The following is a 14,387-nucleotide window of genomic DNA, read 5'->3' as shown; positions in this document are numbered from 1 at the left end:
CCACTTAGTATCGCAATGTGCAAGCCAAAGGGCAGATTTCAACCGGTTGTCCAGATCCGGTGCCCCCGGCCCACCCCTCATCCACAACACGGAGCCCATCACCATGAATGACGTCATCATCATCGGCGGCAGCTTTGCCGGCCTCGCCGCCGCCCTTCAACTCGGCCGTGCCCGCCGCACGGTTACCGTTCTCGATACGGGCCGGCCGCGCAACCGCTTTGCTGGCCACTCGCATGGCCTGCTCGGCCACGATCACAAGCCGCCGCTGGACATCCTGGTCGAGGCGCGGCAGCAGCTGGCGCGCTATCCAACGATCAGCCTCGTCAATGCCCGGGCCGAGAGCGTGTCTGGCGCCATCGACAATTTCTGCGTCGTCACTGACGATCACGAAAGCTTGAGGGCGCACCGCCTGATACTGAGCTATGGCGTCGCCGACCAGATGCCTGATGTTCCGGGCTTTGCCGAAAGCTGGGGCACGTCCATCGTGCCCTGCCCCTATTGCGACGGCTTTGAAGTCGCCGGCCAGCATTGGGGCCTCGTCTGGTCCAGCCCGCAGTCGTACCAGTCGGCCAGGCTGTTCCGCGATTGGACTGACAAGTTGACTGTCTTCGCCGATGGTCATGACATTGCGCCCGATATCCAGGCCGATCTGGCGCGCCGCAACATACCTCTTGTCGATGGCCGGATCGTCGAGATCGCTCATCAGAAGGGCCATATCATCACCGTCAATCTCGATACCGGTCGCAACGTCGCGGTCGACGTCCTGTTCGCCCATCCGCGCAACAAGCCGTCCGCCAGCCTGCATGAATCACTGGGCCTCGCCACGGTCGATACGCCCACCGGCATCGTCCTCAAGGTCGACGAGCGCCGCCAAACCAGCATGCCCGGCATCTACGCCGCCGGCGACCTCGCCACGCCCTTCTTGCCCTCGGTCACCCAGGCATCGTCGCAGGGCGCAATGGCGGGTATCTTCGCCCAGCAGTCGATGGTTGTTTGAGAGCACAGATTCCCCTCTCTCGTTGCGCCGTCGCCTTCGAAAAGGTTGGCGTACATCGGCGCGGCGGAGGACGGATCGTCGAGTCGAGGAGATGACATGGCAAAGCAAAGTGCTGATCAAGTGGGTGACTGGAATGGTCAAAGCGGGGAGCGCTGGGTCGCCAACCAGGCGCGGCTCGACGCTCTGGTTGGGGTGTTCGGCCAGGCCGCGATAGAAGCCGCCGCGCCCGCGACGGGCGAGCGCGTGCTGGACATCGGCTGCGGCGCGGGCGCATCAAGTCTGGCTCTGGCCGCCCGCGTCGGCGCGGCGGCCCACGTGCTGGGCGTGGACATATCGGAACCGCTGATTGACCGGGCGCGCGCGCTTGCGCGACCCGATACGCCGGTTCTGTTTCAGGTGGCCGACGCCAGCAGCGCAGAGCTGCCGGAAGGGGCGTTTGACATCCTGTTCTCGCGTTTCGGCGTGATGTTCTTCGACGATCCGACAGCGGCGTTCTCCCATATGCGACGCGCGCTCCGGCCGGGCGGGCGGGTCGCTTTCGTTTGCTGGCGCAGTGCGGCCGAGAACGATTGGATGCGCCTGCCGGTGGGCGCGCTCAAGGGCATCCTCCCGCCGAGCGCGCTGCCCGATCCCCAAGCGCCCGGCCCGTTTTCGTTCGGCGACCGGGAACGCGTGGCACGCATCCTGACGACGGCCGGCTCTACCGATATCGCTATCTCGCCCTTCGACGCGGCCGTCCCGTTCGGCGAGGGCGGGACGCGGGACGCTGCGATCGACGACGCGGTGAAGATGACGCTCGAGGTCGGCCCGCTGTCGCGTGTGTTCGCTGATCAGCCCGACGACATCCGCGCCCGCGCCTCGGCCGCAGTTCGTGCCGCCTTTGCGAGCCTTCCCGGCGAGCGGTCAGTGATGATCAACGGCGCTGCGTGGATCGTCATGGCACGCAATCCGGCAAGCTGACAGGTTACGTCGACCAATGTGTCAGAACCGGCAACTCCTCGTGTCTCGGGGAGGGTCTACCTTGAGCGCCGAACGGCCGGAACGCGGCGCTGATTGGCCATTGAGGGCGAAAAGAGCAGTGGCTCTTGATGGCCGAGTCTTGCCACCTGATTGCAGGGCTAGCAGCTGACGGATTTGAATCGCCTCATGCGGAAGGATGTCCGGCGATTTCAACCATTTCGCATGCGTGCAACCAATGCGAGCAAGCGAGCACTCATTTCCTTGGCCGGCAAGTGCGCAAACCAGCCGTGACCAGGAAGCAGCCATTCGAAACGATACGCGGCCAGCTTGCCGAGCGATTCGGCCAGCTCGGTCCATGAGTACCAGCACGCGTCCCTGAACGTGACGAGGTCTTGCTCGCGTGGGCTCCAGGCAAGTGAATCACCCGAGAAGAGCACGCGATCCTCGAGCAAGTATACAACGCTACCCCGAGTGTGGCCGGGCGTCGAAATTGCGCGCACGCCGGCCGCGATACTCAGTGCCGATCCGTCGTCGAGCAGATCCGTGGCATAGGGTGCAGCCGAGCTGTCCTGGCGGTGGATCCAGACACGAGCCCCGAAACGGCGCGCGTATTTGTCTGCGTCTGCGACGTCGTCACGATGCGACAGGAGGATGTGCGCAATGCCACCCGAAGCATCAAACCAATTCACCAGTTCGGCCGCATACCGCGGCGAGTCGATTAGCAGATTGCCGTCCGGGCGCGCGACAAAATAAGAATGTGCACCAAACGACGACCGAGCGTTGAATCCGCAGCGCCATACACCCGATATGATCTGCTGCGGAAAGATCGCGACGTTCGGGCGAGGCTGCTTCGTTTCGCTGCGTACCGATGCCGTAGGACATACCAACACCGCACGCCAAGCGGCAAGCTGGTCTTCCGACGTGACGGGCTGTCGAACGAAGACGCTTTTATCGTTTCGTTCGGCAATCAGCCCGGGCGCGACGTGACGCGATGCACCGCAATTGATGCACGCTGTGTCGATGTACCAGTCCCCTGGCACGGAGTCGGTATTACGTGGCGGCTTCATTCGATGATGGGTCCTGACAACGCATGGCAACCTCACCGTTCCCATGATAGGCCTTTCAACCGCACAGACATGACGGGAGCAACGCGAGGAAGGCGGAGGCTGGAGCTTCGTGGCGCTTCATCTCTTGACTGGCCGTCATTGCACTGAATCTGGTCCGCCGGTGAAGGCGTCAAACCGAATCCGCCCGCTCGCGGATACCAACTGCCGCTGTGATGGCTGAGGGACGAATAGCGGCCACGCATGGGATACTACGCATCCGATCGGCAACGGCTATATCGAGATGCTTCGTCTTCTTTCCCTGTCCGGCAGCCTTCGCTCCGCATCGTCCAATACACAAGCACTCGTCGCAGCTACCATGTTGGTACCGCCCGGCGTTGTAGTCGAACATTACAATGAAATTGGCGAACTACCTCACTTCAATCCAGATCTTGAAGACAAACTTCCCGGGCGCATCGTTGACTTGCGCGCTCGAGTGAATCAGGCTGACGGCCTCCTCATCGCTTGCCCGGAGTATGCTCGTGGAATCCCCGGGTCCTTCAAGAACATGCTGGATTGGCTGGTAGGGAGCCCGGATTTTCCGGGTAAGCCCGTCGCCCTTTTCAACACATCGCCACGAGCGTCCGCTGCCCAAGCCGCTTTGAAGCTGGTCTTGGAGACGATGTCTGCAACGCTCATCCCGGAGGCTTGCGTGACTCTTCAATTGTTGGGCAAACAGACCGATCCGGTTGCCATAGCGAATGATCCCGTTAGCAGAGAAACACTACGGCAAGCCCTTCAGGCAATCGTCGACCATATCTTGAGAGTCCGGACGCAGTGGTAATGCCCGGTGTCGAAGGTCGGCTCGCGCCTCACGAGCGGGCCTCCACAAACCGGTCGTGAGAGGAACCGTTGATGGCCGACTACCGCCCGACACGGTTGGCTGTAGCCGCCCCCGAGCGGCCGGTCGATCTGCTGAAATCGGAGGTTCGTTTCTAAAAAGAAGCAAACCTCCGTTCACACGCCGGCGCATCGGCAATAGATCGATCCGAGCCCCTTCGCGGCATGTGCCTGATCAACCCGAGGCTCCAAACAATTGCACCACCACGGCGCGGAGCCAACGATTGCCCGCTTCGTGGTGATACCTGGCGTGCCAATATTGCCGAACAGCAAAACGGTCCACGGGAACCGGGCACGGATGGACCGCCAGATCATTGACCTTCGCCAGCGTCTCACCGATGTGTCGCGGCAACGTGGCGATCAGGTCGGTGCTCTCGATAATTGCTCCGAGCCCAAGAAAACCGGGTAGCTCCAACACCACATCGCGTTCGACGTGTGCGCGCACCAGCCCCTGTTCCAACAGCTGCGCGCCCGTGCCCGCCGTAATCGCGACATGCCCCTCCGCGCTGTATTGCTTCAACCTCAACTTCGTGTGCAGCCGCGGGTGATGGCGATTCGTCAGGCACACCCAATCCTGCTGGTATAGCTGCTGCTGATAAATCCCACCGCTCAGCCAGGGCGCGTGACCGATCGCAAGGTCGGCTTCGCCCGATTCCAGCGCGCGTTCCGTATTGCCGTCGATTCTGGCGGCTTCGAGACGAACGCCCGGTGCCTGCGCGCGGACATGCGCCAGCATTCGCGGAAGCAACGTGATGTGACTGGCGTCGGTCATGCAGATACGGAACCGCCGTTTTGCAGTGGCCGGCTCGAATGCTATCTCCCACGCCACGAAGCGCCGCAGCGATTCGAGGATTTCCCGGCATGGACCAATGAGCGCATCGGCTTGCGGCGTCGGTGCCATGCCGCCCGGTGTGCGGATGAATAACGGGTCCTGCAGATGTTCCCGCAATCGACCTAACCAGATGCTGATGGTTGGCTGGCTCTGTCCAAGCTGCTCGGCCACGCGGGTGACGCTGCGGACGTCATAGAGCAGGTCGAACAGCTGTAATAGCTTCAGATCGGGGAGTTCAGTCGAATCCATTTCTGTATTGCCTCACGCAATGACGTCATTGTATCCATTGCATTGCTGGCATGAACACCGAATCGTATCTTGGTCTCCTCAACAAGGAGACGGTAGTGAAGATTGCGATTCTGGGCGCAGGTGCACTGGGCTGTGCGATTGGCGCGGCGCTGACCGAAGGTGGCAACGAGGTCTGGCTGCTGAACCGATCGGTGGCGCACGTGGCAGCCATGCGACGCGACGGTCTGCGGGTGGACGATCCCAATGGTTCCCGCCAGGTAACGGTCCGAGCCACCACGCGGGCCGCGGAGGCTGGCGCCGTTGATCTGGTCGTCGTGCTGGTCAAGTCGTTCCACACCGAAGCCGCGATGCGTGGCGCAATGGAGCTGATCGGACCCCAAACGCTGGTCCTTTCGTTGCAGAACGGCCTTGGGCACGAGGATGTTCTCGCTGACATCGTGGGTAGGGAGCGAGTGCTGGCCGGCAAGACATACGTCGGCGGGGTGATGTGCAGCCCGGGGCACATCGAGTCGGGCGTCGCCGGCAAGGCCACTTACATTGGCGAACTCGACGGTCAAATCACTTCCCGCGTCACCGCAATTGCCGAAACCTTCAACGCCGCCGGACTGGCCACCACGGTCAGCGCCAATATCGTCGGCACGATGTGGGACAAGCTCCTGGTCAATGTGGCGACCGGCGCGCTGACGGGCATCACGGGCCTGACCTACGGCCAACTGTACGAAGAGCCGCTTCTGAAGACGACCGCGCTCGCAGCAGTCGCGGAAGCAATGGCCGTCGCCCGGGCCGCTGGTGTGACGCTTTCCACCACAGATCCAGAGCGCCCGTGGACCCTCGCCGGCGAAGGACTTTCCCCTGCCTTCAAGACCTCGATGCTGCAAAGCCTCGAAAAAGGCTCCATCACCGAAATCGACTTTATCAACGGCGCGGTCGTGCGCTGGGGACAACGGCATGGTGTGCCGACTCCGGTCAACGCGACGCTGGTAGCCTGCATCAAGGGCATCGAGCGTGAGATGACCGACCGACAACGCAGCAGCGAGTTGCATGGGACCACAGTGGGCGCTTCAGCGCCCACTGTGGTCGACAAAGGAGACAACCGCATGAACGGCAGCAAGGCCTATCTGGAACATGTCGCGATCTGGGTGAAGGACATTCACTGGCACATCCGCTTTTTTGAAGACGTGCTCGGCATGACGATGCGCGAGGTCGACGGCACGCGCGAGGAACCCCGGCAGTACTGGACGCTTGGCGGTCTGCAATTCATCCACAACCCGAACTATGACGCTTCTGAGGGCCGGCTCGGACACCTGGGCGTGATGTGTGAAGACATGGAGGCCGCGCTGGCCGCCTCACAACGGTATGACGTCAGCGAAATGCCACAGGGGCGCAACTGGTTGCGCCTGCCGGATGGCCTCGCCGTCGAACTGATCCAGGCGAAGCCGGCCTCGTGCGTCGCGCGGGCACTCGAGATCAACCCGCGCGGGGAGGTGTGACATGACGATCGTGGATAGATACTGGGACGACGCCAGCGAGGGCGACGAGTGCGTAAGCCCGACCTACACGGTGACCAAAGAGCGCATTCTGGCCTATGCCGAACTCACTGGCGATCACACGCCGGTGCATGTGGACGAGGAATACGCGAACAGGAGCCACTTCGGCTCGATCGTGGCACACGGCCTGTTTGGACTGTCTATCGCCGATGGGCTCAAGACGCAAAGTGACTACCGTTTCCTTCCGGGAATGTCGCTCGGCTGGACCTGGGACTTCAATCTGCCCATCAAGGTCAACGAGGTGCTGCACGTCAAATTCCGCGTGGGTATGATGCGGGCGAGCAAGAGTCGGCGCGGCTGGGGCATCGTTGTGTTGCCATCCGAGTTGATCAATCAGCACGGCCAGGTCGTCCAGCATGGTGAGCATCGCCTGATGGTGCCGCGCCGACCGGGAGCATTCTGATGCAAGCCCGTCCTCTCGAAGGTATTCGCGTCGTCGACTACAGCCACTTCCTGGCAGGCCCGTACGTGGGGCGATGTCTCGCAGCGCTCGGCGCCGAAGTCATCAAAGTGGAGCGCCCCGGCACCGGCGACCCGGGACGCCAGCACGCCACCGTGCTCGATGACGAACAAAGCGGCTACTTCCTGCAGCTCAACATGGGCAAGCGTGGCGTCAGCGTCAACATGAAGGATCCGCGCGGCAAGGACTTCATGCAGCGCCTGTGCGACTCGGCGGACGTATTCGTCGAGAACTACCGGCCGGGCGCTCTGGACAAGCTCGGGCTGGGCTACACGGAGCTGTCCTCGCGAAATCCGAAACTGGTGTACTGCTCGATCTCGGCCTATGGCCATACGGGACCGGATGCGCATCGCGCCGGATTCGGCCTGATTGCCGAAGCGAAGAGCGGCATCATGCAGATGATCGGCACTCCCGGCGAGGCGCCGCCGCTGATGCGCATCTCGCTCGGCGACATGTACACGGGCATCCACGCCGTGGCGGCCATCAACGCCGCGCTGCTCGGTCGCGTGAAGAGCGGCCGGGGGCAGCACATCGACATGGCACTCTACGACACGCTGATGTCGATGCACGAATACGCGGTGCAGTGCTACACGCTGAAAGGCGTCGTTCCGGAACAGACTGGTCACGACATGCCCACTTCGACGCTCTATGGGGTGTTCCGTGCCGCCGATGGCGACCTCGTGATCGCGGCGCAGGTGGACGACGCGTGGAAACGCTTCGCCGGCCTCGTCGAGGCCTATGGCGGACCGTCCGGCTTCGGAGCCGACACGCGTTTCCATGACGGCGCGGGACGCAATGCCAACCGGTTGGACATTCTGTCCGTGGTCCAGCCCTGGGTTGCCAGCCGGCCGGTGGCACAGGTGCTGGAACTGCTCGATGGCATCGACGTGCCTTGCGCGAAGGTACAGCGCATCGACGAAGTGCTCGCCGATCCGCAGATCGTCGCGCGGGGCATGGTGGTCGAGCAACAACATCCGCGCTACGGCACGCTGCGTCTACCGAACCTGCCGTTTCGCTTCTCCGACTGCGATACGACGATCCGCGAGGTCGCGCCCGACCTGGGCCAGCACAACGCGGAAGTGGCGCGGTCACTGGGCTTCGGCGCTGCCGAAATCGACGCCATGCAGACCGACGGCGTGCTGTATTCAAACGCGAGGCCATGATGACTGACCAGTACGCGGTGATCGGCAACCCGATCGGCCACACGAAATCCCCATTGATTCACGGTCTCTTCGCGCAAGAGACGCAACAGGACATGTCCTATACGGCCATCGAAGGTCCACTCAGCCCACAAGGAGCGTTTGAAGAGACCGTGAACGCTTTTAGGGCCGCGGGTGGCAAAGGGATGAACGTCACGGCGCCCTTCAAGCTGAAGGCGTTCGCGATGGCCGATGACCGCAGCGAGCGAGCGCAACTGGCCGGAGCGGCTAACGCGCTAAGGTTTGAAGACGGCCGGATCGTGGCGGAAAACTTCGACGGCGTGGGACTGGTGCGCGATATCGAAGTCAATCTGGACCTGCCGATGGCCGGCAAGCGCGTGCTGGTCCTTGGCGCGGGTGGTGCGATGCGCGGCGCGTTGCTTCCCTTCCTCGCGGCGCGGCCCGTTGAACTGGTTATTGCGAACCGCAACGTAACCAAAGCCGAGGCGCTCGTGGCGCAAGTCGGAGCGCGCGCCTCACTTCTCGCCTGCGGCTACGGAGACCTTGCAGCAATGAGCCGCTTCGACCTGGTGGTGAACGCCACGTCGGCCAGCCTCACTGGTGACTTACCACCGGTTCCCCCGAATGTATTCGATCCGAAGGGAGCAGCCTACGAACTGGCCTACGGCAAGGGACTGACTCCCTTCCTGCGCCTCGCGCGCAATGCGGGCGTGCTGGGCATCGCGGACGGTGTCGGCATGCTGGTGGAACAGGCGGCAGAAGCATTCGCATGGTGGCGTGGCATTCGGCCCGAGACGCGGTCCGTCATCGACCAGCTTACCGTTCCCTTCGATTGAACACGTGACGGAGATCCGAATGAAGAAGGTCTTGATGCTGCACGGCATCAATCACAATATGTTCGGTAAGCGCGATCCGGTCCAATACGGAACCATCACGCTGGCCGAGATCGACGCCAAGCTGCAGGCCTTGGGGCTTGAGCTGGGCGCGCAGGTGGAGTCCTTCCAAACGAACAGCGAAGCGAAGATGTGCGAACGCATCCATCGTGCTTTCGAAGAGAAGCAGGATGCCGTCCTGATCAACGCAGGCGCCTGGACGCACTATAGCTACGGAATCCGGGATGCACTCGCCATCCTCGCTTGCCCAGTCGTCGAACTGCATATGTCCAACATCCATGCGCGCGAGCCGTTCAGGCATCACTCGGTTTTCGCGGAGATCGTGACGGGACAGATTTGTGGATTCGGAATGCAGAGCTATCTCATCGCTTTGCGCGCGGCCATCGCAGAGATCGATAGAAAGTAAGTGGTCGAGGCGTTCACGTTCTTACACCGGAAGGCAGTAGATGACAGCCGGAACGCAGCGTTACTGTCGCTATGGAGCCAACGGACGTTGCTGACGTTAACGATCGACGGGTCTGAGGTGTTCAACGCGATGCGGTGATCGCTCAACGCCCGGTTTCAAATCACTTCGAACGTCCATTCGAGAGCTGCATTCTGGGCATGAAGCAAAAAAGCCTTCGCTTCGACAACGCGGCAGGTTGGATGCAACATGGCATCCGCTGACACCTCCTCGCCCCTTGATACCGGTGGGCAAGGAATGAAGTCGGAGTCTGATCGCCGGCGGTCCAGCACCGCAGCCGTAATCTGATAGCCTTCTAGTTCGGCCGGCGTTGCGTCGTCGGGCCAGCAGTCCGTCACAAGAATATCGGTGTCGGCCAGTTCGCCCATGTCGGTGCTCGTGGAGAACCGGCGATAAGCCATCGTAGCGGTCTTGACGTGCCATTTTTCCGGGTAGACCTGGACAACCGTTATAGGTAAAGCTGCCGTTGCCTCGATCCATGACCGGAGAATGTTCGACTCAGGAGAAACAACGCCCACCTTGATCCCGTCAATCTTGCCGTGTCGATGAAAGTAAAAGGCCAGATCGCCGATCGTCTCGCACGGGTGGTTGTGTCGTGTGCGGGCGTTAATAACTGGTCCGTGTGATAAATCCGCCAGCGTACGCAGAATGGACAGATCTGGCGTACGGGTAACGATTCCATCGAACCAGTTGTCGAGATAGGTCGCGAGGTCATTGAGTGCTTCGCGCGTATCCCAGCGCAGGGGTGGGTGAACACATATGCCGCCCATCGCCTGAATGCCAAGATCAAAGGCGGTCGTATTTCTCCATCCGGTGTCATTGACGACAAGGCCGATGCGCTTATGGGTAAGACTCTGAGGCATGCGCCGCTCTTTCCAGAGTTTGGCCATATCTTGAGCGCGTTCGATAATCTTCAGAACCTCGAGTGTCTCAAGATCGTCAACTGCGAGGAGGTCACGTTTTTTTCGCATCGTCTTGGTCTGTCACAGTGTCGACAGCGATACATGGAGTGCGCAGCGTAACATCCGCTCGCGATAGAAGTTGCATTCGATTGTCGATAATCTGTGCCAAGGTATCGAACGTCCGTAGCTGGCCGCACGCGGTCCATGACGAGGGACCGGAGTCGGCCCAAACCCGACGCGCAATTTTTCGAATAGCGGGCTTCGTGGCCTCTCTGTAGCGGTGTCGAAGCGCCCCCGAAGGCAAAGGCCCTCGCAGCTACCCGCGACTCATAACATGCTTCTGTTGAAGTGCGATATGCATATCGTTTTCTTCCTTGGAGTAGCCCAGCAGAGAGCCTTGCATTCTTTCGAAGCCCTCGTTCCATCCAGCGCACTTCCACGTTTCCATCAACAGCATGTAGGCGGGAATTCTCCATGCTTCTCCGGGTAGCGCATAGAACACCCTTCTGATCCGATGCGTCGCATCGACCTCGAACGGTTCGAGATATTCGTGCTTCACAAAACGGCCCGCCGCCACGAAGGCGTCGAACTTTGCTTCGGGAAAGAACCTTGAAGGTTTGCCGGACAATCCGTCCTCGTCTTCGAAAGCGCTGAACGGCTTGCGTCCCACTAGCATCAGCAACAATTCGCGGTTGGTATGAAGCAAGTACGGATGTTCGTCGTAGCCTCGCCTCAGTCTTAGGTGCGCCAATCTGTCACGATCAATGCGAAGCTCGTAGACCTCACTCAGCGACTCGATATCTCGCTCGTCCAACTCATAGCATGCCCAAGAGTCGAAGGAATCGATCCTCAAGATTCTGCAAAGATCGGAAATGTCCGGCACGTTAAAGCTGTGCGTCTGGACGATGCTTTCCGTCTCTTGGTCGTAAACTTCGACCACACAAATCGCGGGACCGTGGACAGCTCGTTCGTTAAGATCGTTCTCGCTTGTCATTAGATGATGGCCTCGCGTCCTTCATGGAGGTTTCGATGAGTGCGACAGTGTCATTCGTCACCATTCGTTGTCTCTCGGTACCGGCTCCAATTTATTGAGCGTCCACCACGGTGCTGTCACGATGATCATGGCCGGGTTCGCGCCAATTTACTGTGCGTCCCGCAACGCTTTCTCCCATGCAGGGGCATCCTCGGCAACTTCGCGATAGCAATCGAGTTTCGCCAGTTGTCGGCCACTTGCGATATCGACTAGCACGCACCCCATGTTGAAGTGCAAGGATCCAGTCTGATAGGCGACCTGGTTTCCGTTTTCCCAAAACATCCATTTCCACACCAATGGATTTCCTTGGATTCGACGGACAACGTGCCCCCACTGGGCGATAACCAAGGTGGTGGGGTAGCCGTGACCGTCCGGAGAAGGATAGATCACCGTCCAACCTTCAAGACCTTTCGGCCCCGCCCGATGCACTGACTCGCGGGGCTCGTCTGCCTGCGACGGCTGATGAGCCAAAGCAGCGTCTGATAACAGGAGCATGCCGATCATAGCCAGCCTTCTGGCGGTGCATTGCATGATTGATGAGAGCGGAGTGGTTTGGAGGTAGCTCAGTCTAGCGGATGTTCAGTCGCGGGGCTCAATGAGAGGGATTCCGGAACGACCGGTTATGGCCGGCTAGCGCACAACGATCGAGCGCGGCGATCGCCGCGGGCGCGGTACCTGCATATGCATAAGGCGAAAGTTGGGCTCGTACCAGCCGTCTTTCACACTGCAACGGACTATTTATGGTGGCTCAAGGACACGATGAACATGATCCCGGCGGAAGGTCCGTTAACTGCTGTGAAACTGCCGGTCGAATGTCCGCCCGAGAGCGACGGCGAACGGCTGGAGATGGCAGCACTGCGCCACCCGACGCCGTCGTGCCGCGCGGGCGAGCCAGTGGCGTCCGGGCGGCAGATCTCGACCCGTTTCTGTTATTCAGGTCGCAGCGACGTCAGCGGCCGTTCTCAAAAGTCCAACGGTCATTCGCGCACACAGCGTCGGATGCAGCACAGCCGCGAAAAACTCCCTTCCTCGCGCGGCAGGACCGAAAGGGATTGACCTCCTTAGACGTCGCCGCCGGCAGTGGCATGGGCCGGGACTTTACATAATTTTCTGCCGACTCGACACGTTTTCCGGTTGAGGCGATAGTTTGCTCACGATCATGTTTCATGAGAAAGTGACATGAGTGAAAAAAACACGGGGAGAGAGATTGGCCGCCGACATTGCCGCAGGGATGGCCAAGTTGACAGCAGCGGAACTGGTCAAAATTGCCCCGCGCAAAACAATTTCCAACCTGGACCGAGCCCCCGACATGCGGGCTAAGCGGAAGGCGGCAGTCACTAGGCTCAACATTCAAAGATTTGCTCTGGACGGGGATAACGATGAGCTTACAAAGGCCCTCTTTGGAGTAACACGAGTTCATCTCAATGCAGGCATGCGATTTTTTCTTCACGTGTGCGATAATTTTGCCCTCACACGCCAAGACTCTAACAACAAGCCTTCGATCGAATATGATTAGCCTCCTGCATATTTCTGATCTGCACCGGGACTCGGGAAGTAGGATAACAACGGAATCATTGTTGGAGTCATTGCGCCTTGACAGGGAACGCTATGTCCATGAAGGCCTCCCGACGCCTGATCTTGCAATCGTCAGCGGCGATATTGTTTACGGTGTCAATACCAGCGACGCGGATAGCGACGCGGCGCTAAAGCGGCAATATGATGAGGCCCATGACTTCCTCGCCCGCCTGGCAGACACATTCTTCTCGGGCGACCGCGAGCGGGTGGTTCTGGTGCCGGGAAATCACGACGTGAGTCATCCACATGTGATGCGCGCAACGGAAATGGCAGACCTGCCGACCGAATCTGAAAAGCGCAAGATGCTTGCTCGCGAACTCGCTTCCGAGACCAGTGCCTGGCGTTGGGTGTGGGCTGAGTTCGCGCTTCGGCGAATTGTGAGTCCCGAGGAATACAACCGCCGGATGGAACCCTTCGCGTTGTTCTTTAAGACGTTCTATGAAGGCGGACGCGAGTTCTCCGTTGATCCGGCTGCCCAATTTTCCCTGCACGACTTTCCTGAGCTGGGCGTAGTGGTTGCCGGGCTGTCGAGTTGCGCCGACAACGATCTCTTTAACCGCTCGGCGCGAATCCATCCCGACAACGTTGCCCGCGTTACCCGTGAGGTCGCGGCCTACGTGAAAAAGGGGCGTCTGCCGATTGCCGTCTGGCATCACAACCTGGCAGGCGGCCCGAAAGACTCCGACTATCTCGATGCGGAGTTCCTGCAGACGTTAATGGACGGCCATTTTTCAATTGGCCTGCACGGCCATCAGCATCGCCCTCAATACCTTGAGCACCGGTTCACTGCGGACAAGAAGCGAACGCTCACGGTTCTCAGTGCGGGTACGCTATGTGGCGGTCCGCAAAGCCTCCCTACCGGGAGACGGCGATCTTACAATGTCGTTACCATCGACCGTGAAAAAAGCTCTGGAGCATTGCACGTTCGCGAAATGACAAATAACTCGTTCAGTCTGCCCGTCTGGGGTGCGGCCTATGTACCCGAATTCGAAGGTTCGAGCATGACGTTTGAGATGACGATGGCTGTGCGGCCCGTCTCTCCGATTCAGGCAGCGGGAGAGGCGGCGGAACTTCTCAGGGCGGGTGACGCCCAGGGGGCGGCCAAGCTCGCGGGAAAATATCCTGACGAGCCGTATGCGCGGCGAGTCGCACTTGAAGCGCTGACATCCATCGGTGACTGGGAGGGCATCCGCGAGTTCTGCGCCGTGCCGCAATCCAACCCGGAAATCATCGCCTTGTGTGAAGCGCTGTACCTGTTGGGCGAAAAGCCGGCGTTGCGAGAATTCATTGCTCAGGAAGCCGTTGCAAACAATCAAGATGCCGCAGTACGGATAAGTGTTGAAACAGCTAAAGCGCGTGTCGGGGTGAATTGA

Annotated in this window: 16 protein-coding genes and 1 pseudogene; 12 read left to right on the top strand and 5 right to left on the bottom strand. The window is 60.3% G+C overall.

The genetic code is table 11. The features are described from left to right. Positions 1 to 103: 103 nt before the first annotated feature. Entirely contained in the window at positions 104 to 997 is an 894-nt protein-coding gene (locus ACR9ZC_RS00155) for an NAD(P)/FAD-dependent oxidoreductase (RefSeq protein WP_481578628.1), read from the top strand. A 96-nt stretch (positions 998 to 1,093) separates the two neighbouring features. Continuing rightward, positions 1,094 to 1,957 (top strand): class I SAM-dependent methyltransferase, encoded by an 864-nt coding sequence (locus ACR9ZC_RS00150; RefSeq protein ID WP_481578627.1) that lies wholly within the window; start codon positions 1,094 to 1,096, stop codon positions 1,955 to 1,957. A 209-nt stretch (positions 1,958 to 2,166) separates the two neighbouring features. Here the strand turns inward: ACR9ZC_RS00150 and ACR9ZC_RS00145 are convergent, their stop codons facing one another. Beyond that, a complete protein-coding gene (locus ACR9ZC_RS00145; RefSeq protein ID WP_481578626.1) occupies positions 2,167 to 3,024 on the bottom strand; it encodes an MBL fold metallo-hydrolase in 858 nt (285 codons plus the stop codon). A 280-nt stretch (positions 3,025 to 3,304) separates the two neighbouring features. On the opposite strand from ACR9ZC_RS00145, the gene ACR9ZC_RS00140 reads away from it, so the two are divergent. After that, positions 3,305 to 3,844 carry an NADPH-dependent FMN reductase gene (locus ACR9ZC_RS00140; RefSeq protein WP_481578625.1) on the top strand — a complete coding sequence of 180 codons (540 nt, stop codon included), beginning with the start codon at positions 3,305 to 3,307 and terminating at the stop codon, positions 3,842 to 3,844. 231 nt (positions 3,845 to 4,075) lie between these two features. Here the strand turns inward: ACR9ZC_RS00140 and ACR9ZC_RS00135 are convergent, their stop codons facing one another. Beyond that, positions 4,076 to 4,981: a LysR family transcriptional regulator gene (locus ACR9ZC_RS00135; protein ID WP_481578624.1), complete on the bottom strand. Its 906-nt coding sequence runs from the start codon at positions 4,979 to 4,981 to the stop codon at positions 4,076 to 4,078. A gap of 95 nt (positions 4,982 to 5,076) precedes the next feature. Here ACR9ZC_RS00135 and ACR9ZC_RS00130 point away from each other — a divergent pair. The 6 genes and pseudogenes from ACR9ZC_RS00130 to aroQ form a co-directional block, all read left to right on the top strand. Continuing rightward, a pseudogene (locus ACR9ZC_RS00130) lies at positions 5,077 to 6,009 on the top strand (ketopantoate reductase family protein); the annotation flags it as partial. 69 nt (positions 6,010 to 6,078) lie between these two features. Further along, a complete protein-coding gene (locus ACR9ZC_RS00125) occupies positions 6,079 to 6,471 on the top strand; it encodes a VOC family protein (protein WP_481579667.1) in 393 nt (130 codons plus the stop codon). A gap of 1 nt (position 6,472) precedes the next feature. Next, positions 6,473 to 6,931 carry a MaoC family dehydratase gene (locus tag ACR9ZC_RS00120; protein WP_481578623.1) on the top strand — a complete coding sequence of 153 codons (459 nt, stop codon included), beginning with the start codon at positions 6,473 to 6,475 and terminating at the stop codon, positions 6,929 to 6,931. Next, positions 6,931 to 8,151 (top strand): CaiB/BaiF CoA transferase family protein, encoded by a 1,221-nt coding sequence (locus ACR9ZC_RS00115; protein ID WP_481578622.1) that lies wholly within the window; start codon positions 6,931 to 6,933, stop codon positions 8,149 to 8,151. The genes ACR9ZC_RS00120 and ACR9ZC_RS00115 overlap by 1 nt, the downstream gene beginning before the upstream one ends. Beyond that, positions 8,151 to 8,984: a shikimate dehydrogenase gene (gene aroE, locus ACR9ZC_RS00110; RefSeq protein ID WP_481579666.1), complete on the top strand. Its 834-nt coding sequence runs from the start codon at positions 8,151 to 8,153 to the stop codon at positions 8,982 to 8,984. Before ACR9ZC_RS00115 ends, aroE begins: the two co-directional genes overlap by 1 nt. A gap of 19 nt (positions 8,985 to 9,003) precedes the next feature. Then, positions 9,004 to 9,447 carry a type II 3-dehydroquinate dehydratase gene (aroQ, locus tag ACR9ZC_RS00105; RefSeq protein WP_481578621.1) on the top strand — a complete coding sequence of 148 codons (444 nt, stop codon included), beginning with the start codon at positions 9,004 to 9,006 and terminating at the stop codon, positions 9,445 to 9,447. A gap of 155 nt (positions 9,448 to 9,602) precedes the next feature. Here the strand turns inward: aroQ and ACR9ZC_RS00100 are convergent, their stop codons facing one another. From ACR9ZC_RS00100 to ACR9ZC_RS00090, 3 genes are all read right to left on the bottom strand, one after another. Continuing rightward, complete coding sequence (locus ACR9ZC_RS00100; protein ID WP_481578620.1) at positions 9,603 to 10,475, bottom strand: hypothetical protein; 873 nt, start codon at positions 10,473 to 10,475, stop codon at positions 9,603 to 9,605. Positions 10,476 to 10,722: 247 nt separating this feature from the next. Beyond that, the gene (locus tag ACR9ZC_RS00095; protein ID WP_481578619.1) at positions 10,723 to 11,400 is read right to left on the bottom strand and encodes a hypothetical protein; all 678 of its coding nucleotides are present in this window, start codon (positions 11,398 to 11,400) and stop codon (positions 10,723 to 10,725) included. Between the two features lie 147 nt (positions 11,401 to 11,547). After that, positions 11,548 to 11,943, bottom strand: coding sequence for a hypothetical protein (locus ACR9ZC_RS00090; RefSeq protein ID WP_481578618.1), 396 nt, complete (start codon positions 11,941 to 11,943; stop codon positions 11,548 to 11,550). Positions 11,944 to 12,198: 255 nt separating this feature from the next. On the opposite strand from ACR9ZC_RS00090, the gene ACR9ZC_RS00085 reads away from it, so the two are divergent. The 3 genes from ACR9ZC_RS00085 (at position 12,199) to ACR9ZC_RS00075 (ending at position 14,387) form a co-directional block, all read left to right on the top strand. Beyond that, positions 12,199 to 12,495, top strand: coding sequence for a hypothetical protein (locus ACR9ZC_RS00085; protein WP_481578617.1), 297 nt, complete (start codon positions 12,199 to 12,201; stop codon positions 12,493 to 12,495). Between the two features lie 151 nt (positions 12,496 to 12,646). Further along, positions 12,647 to 12,955, top strand: a complete 309-nt coding sequence (locus ACR9ZC_RS00080) for a hypothetical protein (RefSeq protein WP_481579744.1) — start codon at positions 12,647 to 12,649, stop codon at positions 12,953 to 12,955. After that, complete coding sequence (locus ACR9ZC_RS00075) at positions 12,864 to 14,387, top strand: metallophosphoesterase family protein (RefSeq protein WP_481578616.1); 1,524 nt, start codon at positions 12,864 to 12,866, stop codon at positions 14,385 to 14,387. Before ACR9ZC_RS00080 ends, ACR9ZC_RS00075 begins: the two co-directional genes overlap by 92 nt.

It is taken from the genome of Trinickia sp. HAY1-2D, from assembly GCF_056754935.1.
Note: the sequence above shows the minus strand (reverse complement) of the source record. Positions and strands in the feature narration are given on the sequence as shown.

Excerpts from the sequence above, each read along its gene's own strand:
- ACR9ZC_RS00090 (WP_481578618.1), bottom strand. The coding sequence starts at position 11,943 with ATGATCGGCATGCTCCTGTTATCAGACGCTGCTTTGGCTCATCAGCCG.
- ACR9ZC_RS00145 (WP_481578626.1), bottom strand. The coding sequence starts at position 3,024 with ATGAAGCCGCCACGTAATACCGACTCCGTGCCAGGGGACTGGTACATC.
- ACR9ZC_RS00140 (WP_481578625.1), top strand. The coding sequence starts at position 3,305 with ATGCTTCGTCTTCTTTCCCTGTCCGGCAGCCTTCGCTCCGCATCGTCC.
- ACR9ZC_RS00135 (WP_481578624.1), bottom strand. The coding sequence starts at position 4,981 with ATGGATTCGACTGAACTCCCCGATCTGAAGCTATTACAGCTGTTCGAC.
- aroE (WP_481579666.1), top strand. The coding sequence starts at position 8,151 with ATGACTGACCAGTACGCGGTGATCGGCAACCCGATCGGCCACACGAAA.
- ACR9ZC_RS00100 (WP_481578620.1), bottom strand. The coding sequence starts at position 10,475 with ATGCGAAAAAAACGTGACCTCCTCGCAGTTGACGATCTTGAGACACTC.
- ACR9ZC_RS00155 (WP_481578628.1), top strand. The coding sequence starts at position 104 with ATGAATGACGTCATCATCATCGGCGGCAGCTTTGCCGGCCTCGCCGCC.
- ACR9ZC_RS00120 (WP_481578623.1), top strand. The coding sequence starts at position 6,473 with ATGACGATCGTGGATAGATACTGGGACGACGCCAGCGAGGGCGACGAG.
- ACR9ZC_RS00085 (WP_481578617.1), top strand. The coding sequence starts at position 12,199 with ATGAACATGATCCCGGCGGAAGGTCCGTTAACTGCTGTGAAACTGCCG.
- aroQ (WP_481578621.1), top strand. The coding sequence starts at position 9,004 with ATGAAGAAGGTCTTGATGCTGCACGGCATCAATCACAATATGTTCGGT.
- ACR9ZC_RS00150 (WP_481578627.1), top strand. The coding sequence starts at position 1,094 with ATGGCAAAGCAAAGTGCTGATCAAGTGGGTGACTGGAATGGTCAAAGC.
- ACR9ZC_RS00095 (WP_481578619.1), bottom strand. The coding sequence starts at position 11,400 with ATGACAAGCGAGAACGATCTTAACGAACGAGCTGTCCACGGTCCCGCG.
- ACR9ZC_RS00115 (WP_481578622.1), top strand. The coding sequence starts at position 6,931 with ATGCAAGCCCGTCCTCTCGAAGGTATTCGCGTCGTCGACTACAGCCAC.
- ACR9ZC_RS00125 (WP_481579667.1), top strand. The coding sequence starts at position 6,079 with ATGAACGGCAGCAAGGCCTATCTGGAACATGTCGCGATCTGGGTGAAG.
- ACR9ZC_RS00075 (WP_481578616.1), top strand. The coding sequence starts at position 12,864 with ATGCAGGCATGCGATTTTTTCTTCACGTGTGCGATAATTTTGCCCTCA.